Annotated in this window: 17 protein-coding genes; 6 read left to right on the top strand and 11 right to left on the bottom strand. The window is 37.8% G+C overall.

Annotation, left to right across the window (positions count from 1 at the left end; genetic code table 11):
- Positions 1 to 10: 10 nt before the first annotated feature.
- From JHD79_RS09760 to JHD79_RS09750, 3 genes are all read right to left on the bottom strand, one after another.
- Positions 11 to 382 (bottom strand): response regulator, encoded by a 372-nt coding sequence (locus JHD79_RS09760; protein WP_199119044.1) that lies wholly within the window; start codon positions 380 to 382, stop codon positions 11 to 13.
- A gap of 521 nt (positions 383 to 903) precedes the next feature.
- Positions 904 to 1,269, bottom strand: coding sequence for a hypothetical protein (locus tag JHD79_RS09755; protein WP_199119043.1), 366 nt, complete (start codon positions 1,267 to 1,269; stop codon positions 904 to 906).
- A 79-nt stretch (positions 1,270 to 1,348) separates the two neighbouring features.
- Positions 1,349 to 2,434 (bottom strand): FISUMP domain-containing protein, encoded by a 1,086-nt coding sequence (locus JHD79_RS09750; RefSeq protein ID WP_199119042.1) that lies wholly within the window; start codon positions 2,432 to 2,434, stop codon positions 1,349 to 1,351.
- Between the two features lie 180 nt (positions 2,435 to 2,614).
- On the opposite strand from JHD79_RS09750, the gene JHD79_RS09745 reads away from it, so the two are divergent.
- A complete protein-coding gene (locus JHD79_RS09745) occupies positions 2,615 to 3,316 on the top strand; it encodes an SDR family oxidoreductase (protein ID WP_199119041.1) in 702 nt (233 codons plus the stop codon).
- A 104-nt stretch (positions 3,317 to 3,420) separates the two neighbouring features.
- On the opposite strand, the gene JHD79_RS09740 is transcribed toward JHD79_RS09745, so the two are convergent.
- Positions 3,421 to 4,611, bottom strand: coding sequence for an aminoacetone oxidase family FAD-binding enzyme (locus JHD79_RS09740; protein WP_199119040.1), 1,191 nt, complete (start codon positions 4,609 to 4,611; stop codon positions 3,421 to 3,423).
- 266 nt (positions 4,612 to 4,877) lie between these two features.
- Here JHD79_RS09740 and JHD79_RS09735 point away from each other — a divergent pair, with 266 nt between their 5' ends.
- Together JHD79_RS09735 and purE are read left to right on the top strand one after the other, a co-directional pair.
- Positions 4,878 to 6,017: a 5-(carboxyamino)imidazole ribonucleotide synthase gene (locus JHD79_RS09735; protein ID WP_199119039.1), complete on the top strand. Its 1,140-nt coding sequence runs from the start codon at positions 4,878 to 4,880 to the stop codon at positions 6,015 to 6,017.
- A 29-nt stretch (positions 6,018 to 6,046) separates the two neighbouring features.
- The gene (gene purE, locus JHD79_RS09730) at positions 6,047 to 6,550 is read left to right on the top strand and encodes a 5-(carboxyamino)imidazole ribonucleotide mutase (RefSeq protein WP_199119038.1); all 504 of its coding nucleotides are present in this window, start codon (positions 6,047 to 6,049) and stop codon (positions 6,548 to 6,550) included.
- A gap of 71 nt (positions 6,551 to 6,621) precedes the next feature.
- On the opposite strand, the gene JHD79_RS09725 is transcribed toward purE, so the two are convergent.
- Positions 6,622 to 7,185, bottom strand: coding sequence for a YqgE/AlgH family protein (locus tag JHD79_RS09725; protein WP_199119037.1), 564 nt, complete (start codon positions 7,183 to 7,185; stop codon positions 6,622 to 6,624).
- Between the two features lie 47 nt (positions 7,186 to 7,232).
- On the opposite strand from JHD79_RS09725, the gene pdxH reads away from it, so the two are divergent.
- The 3 genes from pdxH (at position 7,233) to JHD79_RS09710 (ending at position 10,225) form a co-directional block, all read left to right on the top strand.
- Positions 7,233 to 7,883: a pyridoxamine 5'-phosphate oxidase gene (gene pdxH / locus JHD79_RS09720; RefSeq protein WP_199119085.1), complete on the top strand. Its 651-nt coding sequence runs from the start codon at positions 7,233 to 7,235 to the stop codon at positions 7,881 to 7,883.
- Between the two features lie 59 nt (positions 7,884 to 7,942).
- Positions 7,943 to 9,409, top strand: a complete 1,467-nt coding sequence (locus tag JHD79_RS09715) for a peptide MFS transporter (RefSeq protein ID WP_199119036.1) — start codon at positions 7,943 to 7,945, stop codon at positions 9,407 to 9,409.
- 90 nt (positions 9,410 to 9,499) lie between these two features.
- Entirely contained in the window at positions 9,500 to 10,225 is a 726-nt protein-coding gene (locus JHD79_RS09710; RefSeq protein ID WP_199119035.1) for a polyprenol monophosphomannose synthase, read from the top strand.
- A 115-nt stretch (positions 10,226 to 10,340) separates the two neighbouring features.
- On the opposite strand, the gene JHD79_RS09705 is transcribed toward JHD79_RS09710, so the two are convergent.
- The 6 genes from JHD79_RS09705 to proS all read right to left on the bottom strand — a co-directional run bounded on the left by JHD79_RS09705 (position 10,341) and on the right by proS (position 15,847).
- Complete coding sequence (locus JHD79_RS09705; RefSeq protein ID WP_199119034.1) at positions 10,341 to 10,700, bottom strand: hypothetical protein; 360 nt, start codon at positions 10,698 to 10,700, stop codon at positions 10,341 to 10,343.
- 206 nt (positions 10,701 to 10,906) lie between these two features.
- Positions 10,907 to 11,419: a YdeI/OmpD-associated family protein gene (locus JHD79_RS09700; protein WP_199119033.1), complete on the bottom strand. Its 513-nt coding sequence runs from the start codon at positions 11,417 to 11,419 to the stop codon at positions 10,907 to 10,909.
- 77 nt (positions 11,420 to 11,496) lie between these two features.
- Positions 11,497 to 12,357, bottom strand: coding sequence for a TIGR02757 family protein (locus JHD79_RS09695; RefSeq protein WP_199119032.1), 861 nt, complete (start codon positions 12,355 to 12,357; stop codon positions 11,497 to 11,499).
- Positions 12,358 to 12,404: 47 nt separating this feature from the next.
- On the bottom strand, positions 12,405 to 13,547 hold the full coding sequence (locus JHD79_RS09690; RefSeq protein WP_199119031.1) for a cystathionine gamma-synthase: 1,143 nt from the start codon (positions 13,545 to 13,547) through the stop codon (positions 12,405 to 12,407).
- A gap of 120 nt (positions 13,548 to 13,667) precedes the next feature.
- On the bottom strand, positions 13,668 to 14,363 hold the full coding sequence (locus JHD79_RS09685; RefSeq protein ID WP_199119030.1) for a hypothetical protein: 696 nt from the start codon (positions 14,361 to 14,363) through the stop codon (positions 13,668 to 13,670).
- Positions 14,364 to 14,374: 11 nt separating this feature from the next.
- Entirely contained in the window at positions 14,375 to 15,847 is a 1,473-nt protein-coding gene (gene proS, locus JHD79_RS09680; protein ID WP_199119029.1) for a proline--tRNA ligase, read from the bottom strand.
- Positions 15,848 to 15,880: the final 33 nt, after the last annotated feature.

Here is a 15,880-nt window from a genome sequence, read left to right as displayed (position 1 = left end):
AAGCAGCCAATTAAACGCTAGTTTTTGTGAGCAACAGGTTGACCATTTCGATAAGCTGATCGAGATCAAAAGGCTTTTCGATCACCCCGTCACAACCGTAGGCGGAAAAATCTATGTTCTTTTGCGCATAAGCAGAAAAAATAATTACAGGGGTTGCTGCAAATAAGGGATGAGATTTTAAATCTCTACATACCTCGCCCCCATTTCCATCCTGCAACCTAAAATCCAAAAGAAACAAATCTGGAACAAATTCTTCTCCCAATTTAAGCACTTCTTGGCAATTAGAAATTCCTTTCACCAAAAAACGCTCGTACTCCAATACTTCTTGAACCACATACAGGATGTCCTGATCATCTTCTAGCACCAAGATTTTCTTGATCATAATTTAATAAATTGTTCCAATATAATGATTATTTGTTAATAATTATGCCTTTATCTCCTGTAGATTTTCAAATAAAATTATCGACACAGCATCCTTCCCGCAATTTCTTTATATTTTTCGATCAATCTTAATTTACTCAAAAAAATTTCAGCTCATATTTCATTTTCTGACTATTTTTAGAAATCATGACCACCTATTTTATTTAATTAAACTTTTAAAATAGAAAATTCAAGTTCAATCTCATTTTTTTTGAAAATATATACGGAAAAAGAAATGGAAAGGTTTGCCAACGATGATATAAATGAAAAAATATCATTTACTTGAGATCGAGGCATCTTTGATGATTGTAGATTAACATCAGAGCGCATTTTTAATTATAAGGCAGTGGGCCTGCAATGACAATACACCAACCTACCAGTCCAACACGTTTTCAGTCTGTATAAACTAATGGAGGCATTTTTAGTATTTCCCCACTCCACCGATCTGCATCGGATAGAATTGAGGATTTTAAATGGTTTCAATCAAGGACTGATGGTCTCAATCTTATCTCGTTCATCAGAGGAATTTTGGTCTTTTGGTTCAATATGATTGGCACCTATATCCCGTCCTTTTTCAAGTATAGCTTCAGCATTTTCATTTCGTTGGTGTTCACCTTGATTTTTATCTGTGGTTAAGGCTTCACTATCTTTATTGTTAGTGTCATCTCCTGTAGAATCTATTGGTTGTTTTTTGAGTAAACCTGCCGACTTGTTGATGCTGCTTTCCGTTGGTAGTACATCTTTTTCCGTATCGGGTGTAACGGTTTCTATTTCCAATTGTACCTGATCACTTGGCTTTGGACTATTTTGTATAGGCATATTTTTATTTTCTCGGCTTGAATTTTCCATAATGTTCTAGTTTTGTAATTATAGAATAACCAAAAGCCGAAAATTGTTTGCAGGGATTTAATTAAATTGACTACGATTATTAGTTTTTGATCAAACGGACCGAAAAACCATTATCCCTACTCCATGAACCAATATATACAAAATCCTTATCACGATTATAGGCCAAATAATGGCATTGCCATTTATCCTTAGGAGTAGACGACCAGATCAGAAAAGTTTCTCCAAGCCAGCTAAAACCGCTACTGGCATAGCCTCCCCTATAGCCTGCCGGCTGAATATTGAAGCCACTCTCATTAGTGCCGTTGTTTCCATTTTTATAGCCCGTCTTACTCCTTAGCTTTTTACTGGCAGAATATTCGCCCCCTAAATAACTGATCAGTGTTTCAAATTCAACTGCACTAGGGATATGCCATCCTTGCGGTGCAAGCCCTCTTTTATCAGCAACTGCATAGAAATTATACAGTCGACCATACTTTGCCGCATTTTTAGGGTCGAAATTATAATAGCACCAAGCAGCTTGTCCTACTTCATCAGAAGATAATTTTTCCCATTCTTCAGGCGTTTTTGCTTCTGTAATAGGATCTCCATTTCTAAATTTGCCAACATCCAAGTTTTTATTCATCCAAACCTGATTGCCAATTTTTATGGGGGTCTCAATTTCATCACTGGCATTATAAATTTCTTTTAAAACACCTGAATTGCTCGAGTTGCAGGCCCATACAAAATTACTTGGTAGCGTTCCCATACTTCTTTTATTACATTCTGCCATAGCTATGGCGTCTGCCAGCTCCTTTGTTTTGGCAAGCCCCCAACCATAAGCCGTACCCACATTTCCATCAATAGTTCTGTAGGCTGCACAACCAGCACCTGAAAAAGAAAGTACAAGGGTACAATTGCCACCTTTTTTGTTACACTCCTCCAACGCACGCTTCTCTGCCGCGCTCAAGCTTGGTTGGTCATTGGCCCACCCATAATAAAAGCCGTTACTTCTATCTACTGCCAAAGCACCGTATTTAGAAGTTACCTTAGCAGGAGATGAATTGCCAGCTGTTTTTTTTTGTTGCGCGAATGAAACCGAAGTCACCAATATCAACAACATCAAAGAGTATTTCATATTTTCCTTTTCTAATGTCCTGCCCATTTCACAACATAGGCCGTTCTGCATAAAATTAATTAACCGAAAGGGTTAAAAAAATACTCACTAATAGGTATTTATGAGCTGATTAATAAGCTTAGCGATGGATAAGACCAAAATCATCATAAGGTAAGATTAGCAGACAGGATAGGTTCATGCTTTGATTTTCGTCTTAAATATTGCAATTTAGCTAGACTTAAAAGCTAAAAGATGAGTTTAAAAAATAAGGTAGCCTATATTACGGGCGGCACTAAAGGTATAGGATTAGGCATAGCAAAAGCTTTGGTTAATGCGGGATTAAAGGTGGCCATTTCTGGCAGGAAATTAGAAGATGTAGAAAAAGCAAAAGCTCAATTGGGCAACGTGAATGTATTGGCCATTCAATCGGATGTGCGTTATTTTGAGCAAGAAGCCAATGCCATAGCACAGATCATATCTAAATTCGGGCAGCTGGATATCGTAATTGCCAACGCAGGATTGGGCAAATTTGCGCCCATAGATCAATTAAGCTTAGCTGATTGGCAGGCCATGATAGATACCAACTTAACCGGGGTTTTCCATACGTTAAAGGCAAGTGTTGAACAACTGAAACAAAACAAGGGTTATTACATTTCCATTTCAAGTTTAGCTGGCACCAATTTCTTTGCCGGTGGTGCCGGGTATAATGCTTCTAAATTTGGTGTAGTTGGTTTTACACAGGCAGTAATGTTAGATTTGAGGGCATACGATGTTAAGGTGACCACCATTATGCCGGGTTCGGTAACTTCCCATTTTAATGACCATGAACCTAATGAAGATGATTCTTGGAAAATACAACCTGCTGATCTAGGACAAATGGTAGTAGATCTCTTAAATATGAATCCAAATGTACTTCCAAGTAAAATAGAGGTAAGACCGACCAAAACAAAATAAAAATCAAGTTATCATAATGAACAATTTTGTCCAAAATGTTATTTTTCGGTAGGCACAGAAAATGAAGCTTTTTGGACAATTTTAAAAATATTTAATTTGGCATATTAAATATTTTGTGCAATTACATAGCCACTAGCCCATGCCCATTGAAAATTATATCCGCCTAGCCAACCAGTCACGTCTACACATTCCCCACCAAAATAACAACCAGGTATTTTCTTACTTTCCAAGGTTTTGGAAGAAAGTTCATTCGTATCAATACCGCCACGCATTACCTCTGCCTTATCATAGCCTTTATCACCTGCTGGCTTTACTTTAAAATGATGTATGGTTACGTTAATCGTATGCATCTCTCCTTTATTTAAATCGGCAACCGGTTTATGTATGGGTAGAAATTTAGCCAAGGCATCGGTAAATTTTTTAGGATAAAATTTATTCAACAAAGTAGATAACATGACTTTGCCGTTTGTGGCCCGCTGCACCTCAATTAAATCCAAAATTCTTTCCGTTGGCAATAAATCTATGATTATACTTTCTCCCCTACGCCAATAACTGGAAATCTGTAAAACCGCTGGGCCACTTAAGCCCCAATGTGTAAATAAAATATTTTCTTCAAAACTTATCTGATCATTACTTACCCTACAAAACACCGAATTGCCTGAAAGATGTGAAAACCAAGCCTCATCTCTCCCTGTAATGGTAAGTGGAACCAGTGCTGGTGCCATTTCTATAAGTTTAAGGCCATGTTGACGAGCAAATTTGAAGGCAAAATCTGTAGCACCCATTTTTGGGATGGGCAAACCTCCGGTAGCAATTACCAGCTTTGGTGCAGTTAAAAACTTCTCTTTACCGTTGGTAGTATAAGTCACTTTATAATGACCGTCATCTCCATCTATAGCCCTGATTTCTACATTACAAATAATTGCTTGCTCCATTTCTTCGCAAAGGGAGGTAAAAACGGCCACTATATCTTTGGCATTCTTAGCTTCTGGAAATAATTGTCCCAAAGTTTTTTCTGCACCATAAATACCATAGGTTTCAAAGAAGCTGATGGTATCTTCTACAGTCCATTGTTTAAATGCAGATTTTAGGAAATGTGGATTGTCAGAAATAAATTGTTCTTCTGTAGCGCCAAGATTGGTGTAGTTACATCTCCCTCCTCCCGAAATTAAAATCTTAGCGCCTGGTTGAGCATTTTTCTCGAGCACAACTACTTTTTTGCCCAAAAACCCTGCCTGCACAGCACACATTAATCCGCAAGCGCCACCACCAATAATTACTGCATCGTAAACCATGTGGCAAAGGTAATATTAAGTTAAAAGTAAAAAGGCAAAATTTTAAATTGCTGTAGGGTCAACATTGATTTAGTCTGCCATTTTTCGTTACGTTACCTAAGCCAAAGTCCAAGTTTGTGTTTGACAAAATAAAACAAATGGGCTATACAAACAAAAAATAGAAGGATAGCAATTTTGCTTCCCATAATTAGCTTAATATATAAATTAACCCAAACCAAATGCTTATTTTTGCTATTTTTGTGCGAGATAACAAATTTAAATTGGTAATGGCAAAACAGATTAGCGAGTTAAAATTAGGAATATTGGGAGGTGGACAATTAGGAAGAATGCTCATTCAAGAAGCAATCAATTACAATTTGACTACATTGGTGCTGGATCCAGATGCCGATGCCCCTTGCAAAAACATAGCCAATTACTTTGAATGTGGTTCCATTACCGATTACGATACCGTATATAACTTTGGAAAGAAAGCCGATATCATTACGATAGAAATAGAAAAAGTAAATATTGAAGCGCTCGAACAACTTGAAAAAGAAGGCAAGCAGGTTTATCCCCAATCCAGAGTGATCAGGCTGATACAGGATAAAGGCATACAAAAACAATTTTTCAAAGAAAACGATATTCCAACGGCTCCTTTTCAATTGGTGAACAACAAATCGGATTTGACCAACGGAAAATTTGAATTTCCCTATATCCTAAAACTGCGGAAAGATGGGTATGATGGCAAAGGTGTGATGAAAATCAATAACATGGACGATGTTAAAAATGCCTTTAATGCCCCAATATTAGTGGAGGAATTAATAGATTTTGAAAAGGAAATCGCTGTTATTGTAGCTAGAAACCCAAATGGAGATATTAAGACTTTTCCGATGGTAGAAATGGAATTCAATGCCGAGGCCAATTTGGTAGAATTTCTGATTTCTCCGTCTACCTATCCGGATAGTATACAGCATAGGGCGGAGAAAATAGCCATAGATATTGCTTCTGCCCTAAATATTACGGGCATTCTAGCAGTAGAAATGTTCATTACCAAACACGGCGATATTTTGGTGAATGAACTTGCCCCCCGTCCGCATAATAGTGGGCATCATACCATTGAAGGAAATTATGTTTCGCAATTTGAACAGCACCTGAGGGCTATATTTAACCTGCCATTAGGCGATACCCGTTCTATTTCCAATGCCGTAATGATCAATCTCTTGGGCGAAAAAAGCCACGATGGGGTAGCCAAATACGATGGTCTGGAAAAAATCATGGCAGTTGATGGTGTATATCTTCATTTATATGGTAAGAAGTATACCAAACCTTTCCGTAAAATGGGCCATTTGACTGTTATTGACCAAAATAGAGAAAGAGCTATTGAAAAAGCACGTTTTGTACAATCTACCTTAAAAGTAAAAAGCTAAGCTTAACAGCATTTAGACAGGAATTTATCATGCAAAAAAATATAAATAGCGCACAAGTAGGAATTATTATGGGCAGTAAGTCTGACCTTCCTATCATGAACGATGCTGCCGAAATATTAAAGGATTTTGGTGTTGAATTTGAAATGACCGTAGTTTCTGCCCATCGCACGCCAGAACGAATGTTCCAATATGCGAAAGACGCTGCCCAAAGGGGCATAAAGGTAATTATTGCTGGAGCTGGTGGTGCGGCACATTTGCCTGGTATGGTAGCTTCAATTACTACGGTACCCGTTATTGGTGTCCCTGTGAAATCATCAAATTCCATTGATGGTTGGGACAGTATCCTGTCTATTTTACAAATGCCAAATGGTATTCCAGTAGCAACCGTAGCCCTAAACGCGGCAAAAAATGCTGGTTTACTGGCCGTACAAATTTTATCTACTGCATTACCAGAATTGGCCGAAAAAATGCAAGCTTACAAAGATGAACTAAGAAAAAAGGTAGAAGAATCTGCTGCTGAGATGGAAGCTTAAATTCCCAATGTTTACAGAATTGAGTTTTTTGCCTTCTCTTGCATCCGTTTATCGCACATTGAAGGTGTAAACTAATTTAAGTTTGGATCGATAGGAAAATTACTGATATGAGCATATTTTGGGCCTAAGTTGATAATCACCTCTTTCCATAATTCTTCTTCATTATGAGAAAAAATAGTTTCTGGATGATATTGATCAGAAACTATCCAGGTATTTTCTGTAATTTCCCCTTCCAATTGCTTAGCATCCCATCCAGAATAGCCCAAAAAGAATTTTACTTCTTCATCTGTAATGCTATTACTGTTCACAAGAAGTTTCAAAGTTTCAAAATCGCCACCCCAAAAAATACCATCGGCAATTTCTACGCCACTCTTAATCTTATCATAACAACGATGTATGAAATGAACAGTATCTACTTCTACGGGTCCCCCTATAAATACAGGAAAATCGGCCAACCATAAATCTGGGATCAAATCCTTGATCAGCAGATTGCTAGATTGATTAAGGATAAAACCAATGGCACCTTCATTCTCATATTCCGTTAATAAAACCACCGAACGTTTAAAGTTGGGATCGTTTAAAAATGGCTCAGAAATCAACAACTTGCCAGCAGAAGGGTTTAACAAACTTAACATTTGTGAAAATTAAGAAAAAATATGCTAACAAAACCTATTTTTGCCACATGGAGCTTACAAAAGAAATGATACAGAACTTAAGGCAAGATTATAAAGCCGCCGAATTAAGTGAAAAAGATGTGGTTAAAAACCCAATAGACCAATTTGAAAAATGGTTCGCTGACGCCATGAAAGTGCAGATTTTTGAACCCAATGTAATGACGTTGGCCACAGCAGACAAATCGGGTCGACCGAACGCTAGAATTGTACTCCTTAAGGGTTTTGATAAAGAAGGTTTTAGTTTCTACACTAACTATCTGAGCCAAAAAGGTAAAGAGATCAAGAAAAATCCATTGGCCTGCTTGGTGTTCTTTTGGGGAGAGCTGGAAAGACAGATTAGAATAGAAGGCAAAATAGAGAAGCTAGATAAGGAAACCTCTGAACAATATTTCCATTCTCGTCCGGTAGGCAGTCAAATTGGTGCAATCGTTTCCCCTCAAAGTCAAGTCATTTCCGATAGAGCCGTTTTAGAAAACAAAGTTGAAGAATTAACAAAGCAATACGAAGGCAAAACCATTCCGAAACCGGCACATTGGGGTGGTTATATCGTAAAACCAACTATAATTGAATTTTGGCAAGGTAGATCTAACCGCTTGCATGACAGGATTAAATATACTTTGATAAATGGAAACTGGAAAATTGAACGTTTAGCTCCTTAAGGCAATAAGTTATAGGTTTCCTGCCAAACATCCAAAAACTAAACAATAAACCAACTAAAATGACAGCGACAAGCAAACATCCTAAACAACTCTATCTCTTATTTTTCACTGAAATGTGGGAGCGGTTTTCATTCTATGGGATGAAGGCGTTGTTATTGGCCTATATGGTTACCCAATTAAAGTTCGATGAACCCAAGGGCTATGCCATTTTAGGAGCTTATTCTGCCTTGGTTTATACCATGCCCATGTTCGGTGGTATGTTGGCCGATAAATTTTTAGGTTATAGGAGAGCTATTATTTTTGGCGGGATAATGATGGCTATTGGCCATATCGTTTTGGCTATTCCGCAAGATTGGAGTTTTTTTTATGGAATGGCTTTCATAATATGTGGAAATGGCTTTTTTAAGCCAAACATTTCCAGTATGGTGGGCACACTTTATGATAATAATGATCCTCGAAAGGACAGTGCCTTTTCCCTATTTTATATGGGCATAAACGTAGGTGCGGCACTAGGTGGTTTGTTATGTGGCTACGTAGGCCAAAAAATAAACTGGCATTATGGCTTTGGCATGGCAGGTATTTTTATGGTGATTGGTTTAATTGTTTTCATCATGGGCAAAAAATCTTTTCAGGAAAAGGGTCTACCATTAAGCCCTAAACTGAAAGAGAAAATTGCCGGTATCATTACAATAGAATATCTGATCTATCTCCTATCTTTTGTTGCGCTGCCACTTATTGTTACGCTTTTCAATTACTACGAAACCTTGGATAGCATAATGCCCATATTGGCCGTAGTTTCGGTGGCCTATATTACATATATAGCGTTGAAGCTTGAAAAAGAAGCTAAATACAAGCTATTGTCTGCCTTAGCATTGGTAGTTGTTTCTACCTTTTTTTGGGCATTTTATGAACAAAACTCCGGTTCGTTAAACCTATTTGCCATGCGTAATGTAGACATGCATATTTTTGGCATCGAATTACCCGCGCTAGCTGTAAATAATTTTCTGCCACCTGCCTGGGTAATCATATTGAGTTTGATTTTTGCGTCGTTATGGCCATGGCTGAATAAACGTGGGTTGGAGCCCTCTACTCCCGCAAAATTTGCCTTATCGTTTATTTTTGTAGGCTTAGGCTTTTTCACTTTCTACCTGGCCTGTAAGAGCAGTCTGGACCATGGTCTAATTTCCCTTTTGGCATTTTCTGGAGGTTATTTCTTTATCATTTGCGGTGAGATGTGTATCTCCCCAGTAGGCCTATCCATGATTACCAAACTCTCTCCGGTAAACATTGTTGGACTAATGATGGGCATTTTCTTTTTCTTTACGGCCATTGGGGAGTTTCTGGCAGGCAAAATAGGAGCATTAATGAGCGTACCAAAGCATATTATCGAAGCCAACAATCCAGTCCTATCATTACCCTATTATGCCAATATCTTATTCCAAATTTCTATTTATTCAGCTGCAATTGGCATATTTATATTTTTATTGGTTCCCCTATTAAAAAAATGGATGGGAAACATTAGATAGTGGTTTAACATATTTTAACGGTAGAGGTACATATAAACATCGGCTTTTATTCATTAATTTCGCAATTACAAAACCTAAATTTAAGATCCTTTGTCCGACAGCTTAGTTATTATCCCCACTTACAACGAAAAGGAAAATATCGAGAAAATTATTCGTAAGGTATTTTCTTTAAATCACGACTTTGAAATTCTGATTATAGATGATGGTTCTCCAGATGGCACTGCCCAAATTGTAAAAGAACTACAAGAAGAGTTTCCAATGCTGCACATAGCGGAAAGAAAGGGTAAATTGGGACTTGGCACAGCTTATATACATGGATTTAAATGGGCATTGGAAAGAAATTACGAATATATTTTTGAAATGGATGCCGATTTTTCACATAATCCAGACGACTTGGTACGTTTAAGGGAGGCTTGCTTAAATGGTGCCGATTTGGCAATTGGCTCCAGGTACGTAAAAGGTGTAAATGTAGTAAACTGGCCAATGGGCAGGGTACTGATGTCTTATTTCGCATCGATGTATGTGCGTATCATTACAGGAATTAATATACAAGATGCTACGGCAGGTTTCAAATGTTATCGCAGACGCGTTTTGGAAACGATCCCAATGGACAAAATCAAGTTTGTAGGCTATGCCTTTCAAATTGAAATGAAGTTTACGGCTATCAAATATGGATTTAATGTGGTTGAAGTTCCTATTATTTTCACCGATAGAACTGAAGGCACTTCAAAAATGAGCACCCGAATTTTTAGGGAAGCTTTCTTAGGGGTCATACAGATGAAAGTGAACAGCTGGTTTAGGAATTATAATCGATAGTTAGTTGTTTAGTTGACTGGTTAATTGGTTGTTTAGTTAGGTATTAGCACCTTATTCAATAGGCTGGCTCTAGTTTTTTCCTTAATTTTTTCAAGCTGCACTTTTGTCCAAACCTTTACCACACTATTTTTAGCATTTTGCCCATAATGAATTGCCAACTGTGGGTCTTTTTGAATAAATAAGCGAGATGACGGACATTTAATTGCTTAATCGCTGCCCGTATTTCAGTATGATGTATTTTTTGGTTATCTATATACAGTACAGGATCTTTAGCATTATCAAAAATATGTTGTGAGAAGCCAATATAAGTATCAACAAATAGTGCTTTAGCCTCTGCCAATTTACGTTTTATGATTTTCGGTTTTAACAGTTCAGCATAATTAATGAGAATGATATCATTATGTTGAAGTGAAAGTTTTCCTTCATCTTTAAGTATCGTGATATCTGCCAAAAGTAGAGGGCTGATCAAACACATTTACAAGAGCCTATTTTTCATAGGAAAAAGTAGGTTTCTTCGGGCGTTGTTCGAGACTTGTTCGGAAAACCACCGTTAAAATGCCATTTTCCCGAACAAGACCCGAAGGAGAGTCGAACAAGGGCCCTATAATGATACTTTGCTTAAAGCCCATAAAAGATCATGCATGATCCGGTGTTTAATCTTTGGACATTGGTCTTCCAACTTTAAGCTTTTTCTTTTCTATTGCTCCTCATCATCAAACCAAAATCTTGCTTCTTCGCCATGGCATCAACAATCATGACTAAGCGTTTGGTTCTTGTTATTTCAGTTTTTGCGGTGTTTAACCAATTGATAAAATAATTTTGATGTGCTTTGGTATAGGATAAGAAATGTTCGAGCAGACCATCTTCTTGTCCCAAACAAACTTCCAAATCTTCGGGCATTTCTATTTTGAAATCGACATCATGCTCAAGTGAAAGCACTATCTTAGTACCCTCTTCCTTTTTTAATTGCTGCCGTAATTTGGTATCCAAGGCCAAAATAAAATCACCCCCGCCCATGGGTATTAAACTCTTCCCGTTAATCTGAACATTGTCGATCTGTCCACGCACACGCATTCCACGCCTGTCGTTAGGCTTAATTTGCTGCGCAATTTCCTCTGGAACAAAAACATAACTCCAACCCGTTTTCTCTCCATTGGCTGCAAACCTTTCTATTTCTGCATTGAATGTTACCATTTTTAAAAGTTGAAAGTATAAAGTTCAAAGTGTTGTCAAGAAGACCAAAAAACCAAATAACTAAACAACTAATTTAGCTAAAATTCCCCTTCCACTCCCAACCCAAATAAGGCAAAATCATATTTTACCGGATCTTCTTCATCAAATTCCTTTAAACGTGCTGTAAGTTCAACAGCAGTTAACCAATCGGTCTGTTTACGTTCTATCAATCCGAAATAACGGGCTACCCTATCCACATGCACATCGCAGGGACAGATCAGATCTGCAGGACGAATAATATTCCAAATGCCAAAATCTACTCCGCAGTTATCCTTTCTCACCATCCACCTAAGGAACATGTTCAATCTTTTACAGGTTGATTTTTGTTTTGGGGAAGAGATGTGTTTAATTGTCCTTCGGGGAAAATCAGGCAGACCAAAAAAATAAGATCTAAAGTGGTTTAATGAACTTTCTATATTAAAATTACCCATCACCAAATCATTACTATAACAGGTGGAAGAGCTTAATAATCCGCCTTCGGCCTGTTCATTTACACTAATGTAATCTGCTCTATAGCTTAAGGCGTTGGGAATAAAAGCAGTCTCCAGTGAATTAGATTGTTGATAATGTTGTTTGAAAAAAGCCACAAAATATAACAAATCGGTATCGTTAAAAGTGCGATGCTTAAAATCCAGCAACCTTTTCAAATCTGTATCGCTATGATTGAGCATAAATTGATAAGGTTGGTTATCCATCCGGGACAATAATTCATGGCATTTGTTGATGATGGTTTTTCGTTGTCCCCAAGCTAAAATTGCCGCAAAAAAAGCGGCAATTTCAATGTCTTGTTTTAAGGTATATTGATGTGGAATACGGATGGGGTCATTCGCTATAAAGTTAGGCTGATTGTATTGTGCCACTTTAGCATCGAGAAAATCCTTAAGGTCGTTAAATTCCATAATTGATTAATTGTTAAATCGGCTAACCGATTTAAACAGTTATACAGTTAACCTTCTAAGGCTTGTTCTAAATCTGCCAACAGATCATCTATATCCTCTACTCCAACGCTGAAACGTAATAAATTATCGGTTACTCCTACCTTTTCACGTTCCTCTTTAGGTATAGAGCCATGTGTCATACTCACCGGGTGGTTTACTAAACTCTCTACCCCCCCTAAAGATTCGGCTAGAGAAAATACTTTAAACCTCGAAGCAATACGATAGGTTTCCTGTAAATCAGCACCTTTTAAAGTAACCGAAACCATGCCACCAAAACCACGCATCTGTTTTTTAGCTATATCATGGTTGGGATGATCTTCAAAACCTGGCCAATAGATCTTATCAATTTTCGGATGCTTTCTTAGGAAATGGGCGACTTTCTCTCCATTTTCACAATGTGCTTTCATGCGCAGGTGCAAAGTTTTGATTCCCCTTAATACCAAAAATGAATCTTGAGGTCCTGGTGTAGCACCACAAGCATTATAGATAAAGAACAAATCTTTATAAAGTTGCTCGCTGTTAGTCAACAATGCGCCCATCACTACGTCTGAATGCCCTCCTATGTATTTAGTGACCGAATGCATCACCACATCAGCCCCTAAATCAATAGGGTTCTGCAAATAAGGCGACGCAAAAGTATTATCTACAGTTAAAAGAATATTTTTTTCCTTGGTGATCTTGGCCACTCCTTCTATATCGATAATACGCATGGTGGGATTAGTTGGCGTTTCTATCCAAACCAGTTTGGTCTTTTCATTCACATAAGCTAATATATTCTCAGGCTTTGACAAATCTATAAAGTGGAACTTAATGCCATAATTCTGATAAACCTTGGTGAAAATGCGATAAGAACCTCCGTACAAATCATTACCCGTGATCACCTCATCACCAGGCCTTAATAACCTTAACAAGGTATCTGTAGCTCCCATGCCACTACTGAAGGCCAGCCCGTACTTACAATTTTCCAATGCTGCCAAACAGTCTTCCAGTGCTTTACGTGTTGGGTTGGTTCCCCTAGAATATTCGTATCCTTTATGCTCTCCCGGAGATGCCTGCCAATAGGTAGAAGTTTGGTAAATTGGAGTCATGATCGCACCCGTGGTAGGATCTGGCTCTTGACCTGCATGTATAGCTTTTGTTGCAAATTTCATGTTTATATTTTTTTAAATTTATCGTCATTTTGATGAGCTGCGAAGAGAAATCTCTAAGATAGTAGCATTAAATAAACAGATCTCTCACTTCGCTAAACTCCGTTCGAAATGACGGAATTGTTATAATGTATTGTTCTGCTGGGTTTCCGATTTAAACAAATATCCCAGTCTTTTTCCTGTCGGATATCCACTTGCCGCTATAATAGACTGCTTTTCATTCAACGTGATGTCTTTAACCTGCGCAAAAGGAGGTAGTTGTAAATCGGTATTAAGGCAAAGTAGAATTGCCCGTTCTATAATATCGGTTAAGGTCTGCTCTGAAATTTCCTCTGTATTAAAAACCTCATACAGAAAGCCCAATGCACCTTCTCCCTCTACCAGAAAATGCTTTTCTTTGTTTACTAATATTCTTGCCAAAAGTGTGCCTTCATCGGCAAGTCTATTGTACTTTATCGAATCGGCCAAGAAATTATGGATATAAATAACTCCGCAATAACTTAAGCATGGGTTGGCCTTGATGTAACTGGTTTGAAAAATAGAATGCCCCGGTTCAAAATTAAAAACATTACTGTGCATAGACAAGGTGAGTACATCGCCAGAAAACTTAAGTTCAGCTTCGAATGGATTTACCTCTCTATAGCTAATTTCCACTGAAGGATCTTTTATAGAATAGTCTTGATGAAGATTTGAGGCAATTTTAGACAATACTTTTTTGGCCAAGGCAAAAACATCAATGGTATTTCTATAGATTTCCTGTTTTAAGGAAGCTTTACTTTTTAATGTACCAAGTATTTGCTTATAATTGGTCTGCTCCATAGTTTTAATGATTAATATGCCCTGGCAAACAAAACTCTTTGTATAGAAGGCTTACCTGTTACCATACATACTCCGTCTTCTAATTTATTGTCTAAAGGAATACATCTGATTGTGGCTTTAGTTTCTTCCTTAATACGTTTTTCTGTTTCAGCGGTACCATCCCAATGTGCAGCAATAAATCCTGTTTTGGTCTCTAGCAATTCTTTAAATTCTTCGTAGGAATTAGCTTCGGTAACATGTTCATCCCTAAATTTAAGCGCTTTATTAAATATATTCTGCTGTATTTCGTCCAATAAATTGTAGATATATTCTGGCAAACCTTCCTGTGAAATGGTAAACTTCTCTTTCGTGTCTCTTCTGGCCAATTCTACCGTTGCATTTTCCATATCTCTAGCGCCAATAGCCAAACGAACAGGTACACCTTTTAATTCGTATTCGGCAAACTTGAAGCCTGGACGCTGGCTGTCACGATCATCATATTTAACAGAGATACCAAATCCTTTCAATTTTGGAAGTAGCTCATCTACAAAAGTTGATATCTTGGAAAGTTCTTCATCTGTCTTATAAATAGGAACGATAACCACCTGTATTGGTGCTAGTTTAGGAGGTAGAACTAAACCATTGTCATCGCTGTGCGCCATAATCAATGCTCCCATTAAGCGAGTAGATACTCCCCATGAAGTGGCCCAAACATGTTCTAGTTTTCCTTCCTTGCTGGTAAATTTAACATCAAATGCCTTGGCAAAATTTTGTCCCAAGAAATGTGAGGTTCCTGCCTGCAAGGCCTTACCATCTTGCATCAGCGCTTCAATACAATAGGTATCCAATGCTCCTGCAAAACGTTCGGTTAGTGTTTTCTTTCCTTTTACCACAGGCACAGCCATCCAATTCTCCACAAAATCGGCATATACATCCAACATTTTTTCAGTCTCTTCAATTGCTTCTTCTGCTGTAGCATGGGCCGTATGCCCTTCCTGCCATAAAAACTCAGTGGTACGTAAGAAGAGACGGGTCCTCATTTCCCACCTAACCACATTGGCCCACTGGTTAATCAATAAAGGCAGGTCACGATAAGATTGTATCCAACCTTTGTAAGTATTCCAAATAATTGTCTCTGAAGTAGGGCGAACAATTAATTCTTCTTCCAACTTGGCCGTTTCATCAACCACAATATTGCCATTGCCGTCGTTCTTTAAACGATAATGGGTAACTACCGCACATTCGGTTGCAAACCCCTCAACATGCGCTGCTTCTTTTGAAAAATAAGATTTGGGTATGAACAAGGGAAAGTAAGCATTTGAATGGCCTGTTTCTTTAAATTTGTGATCTAAAACTGCCTGTATTTTCTCCCAAATGGAATAACCATATGGCTTAATCACCATACATCCTTTGACAGAAGAGTGTTCTGCCAGATCGGCCTTTATAACAATTTCGTTATACCATTGTGAATAATCTACATTTTTGCTTGTAATACCTTTGCTCATAACTGATTTGGAACGTTTTTTGTGTTAAAATTC

The sequence above is a fragment of the Pedobacter sp. ASV28 genome, from assembly GCF_016428855.1.
In the GTDB taxonomy this organism is placed as follows: Bacteria; Bacteroidota; Bacteroidia; order Sphingobacteriales; family Sphingobacteriaceae; genus Pedobacter.
This window is presented reverse-complemented; position numbering and strand designations above follow the sequence as displayed.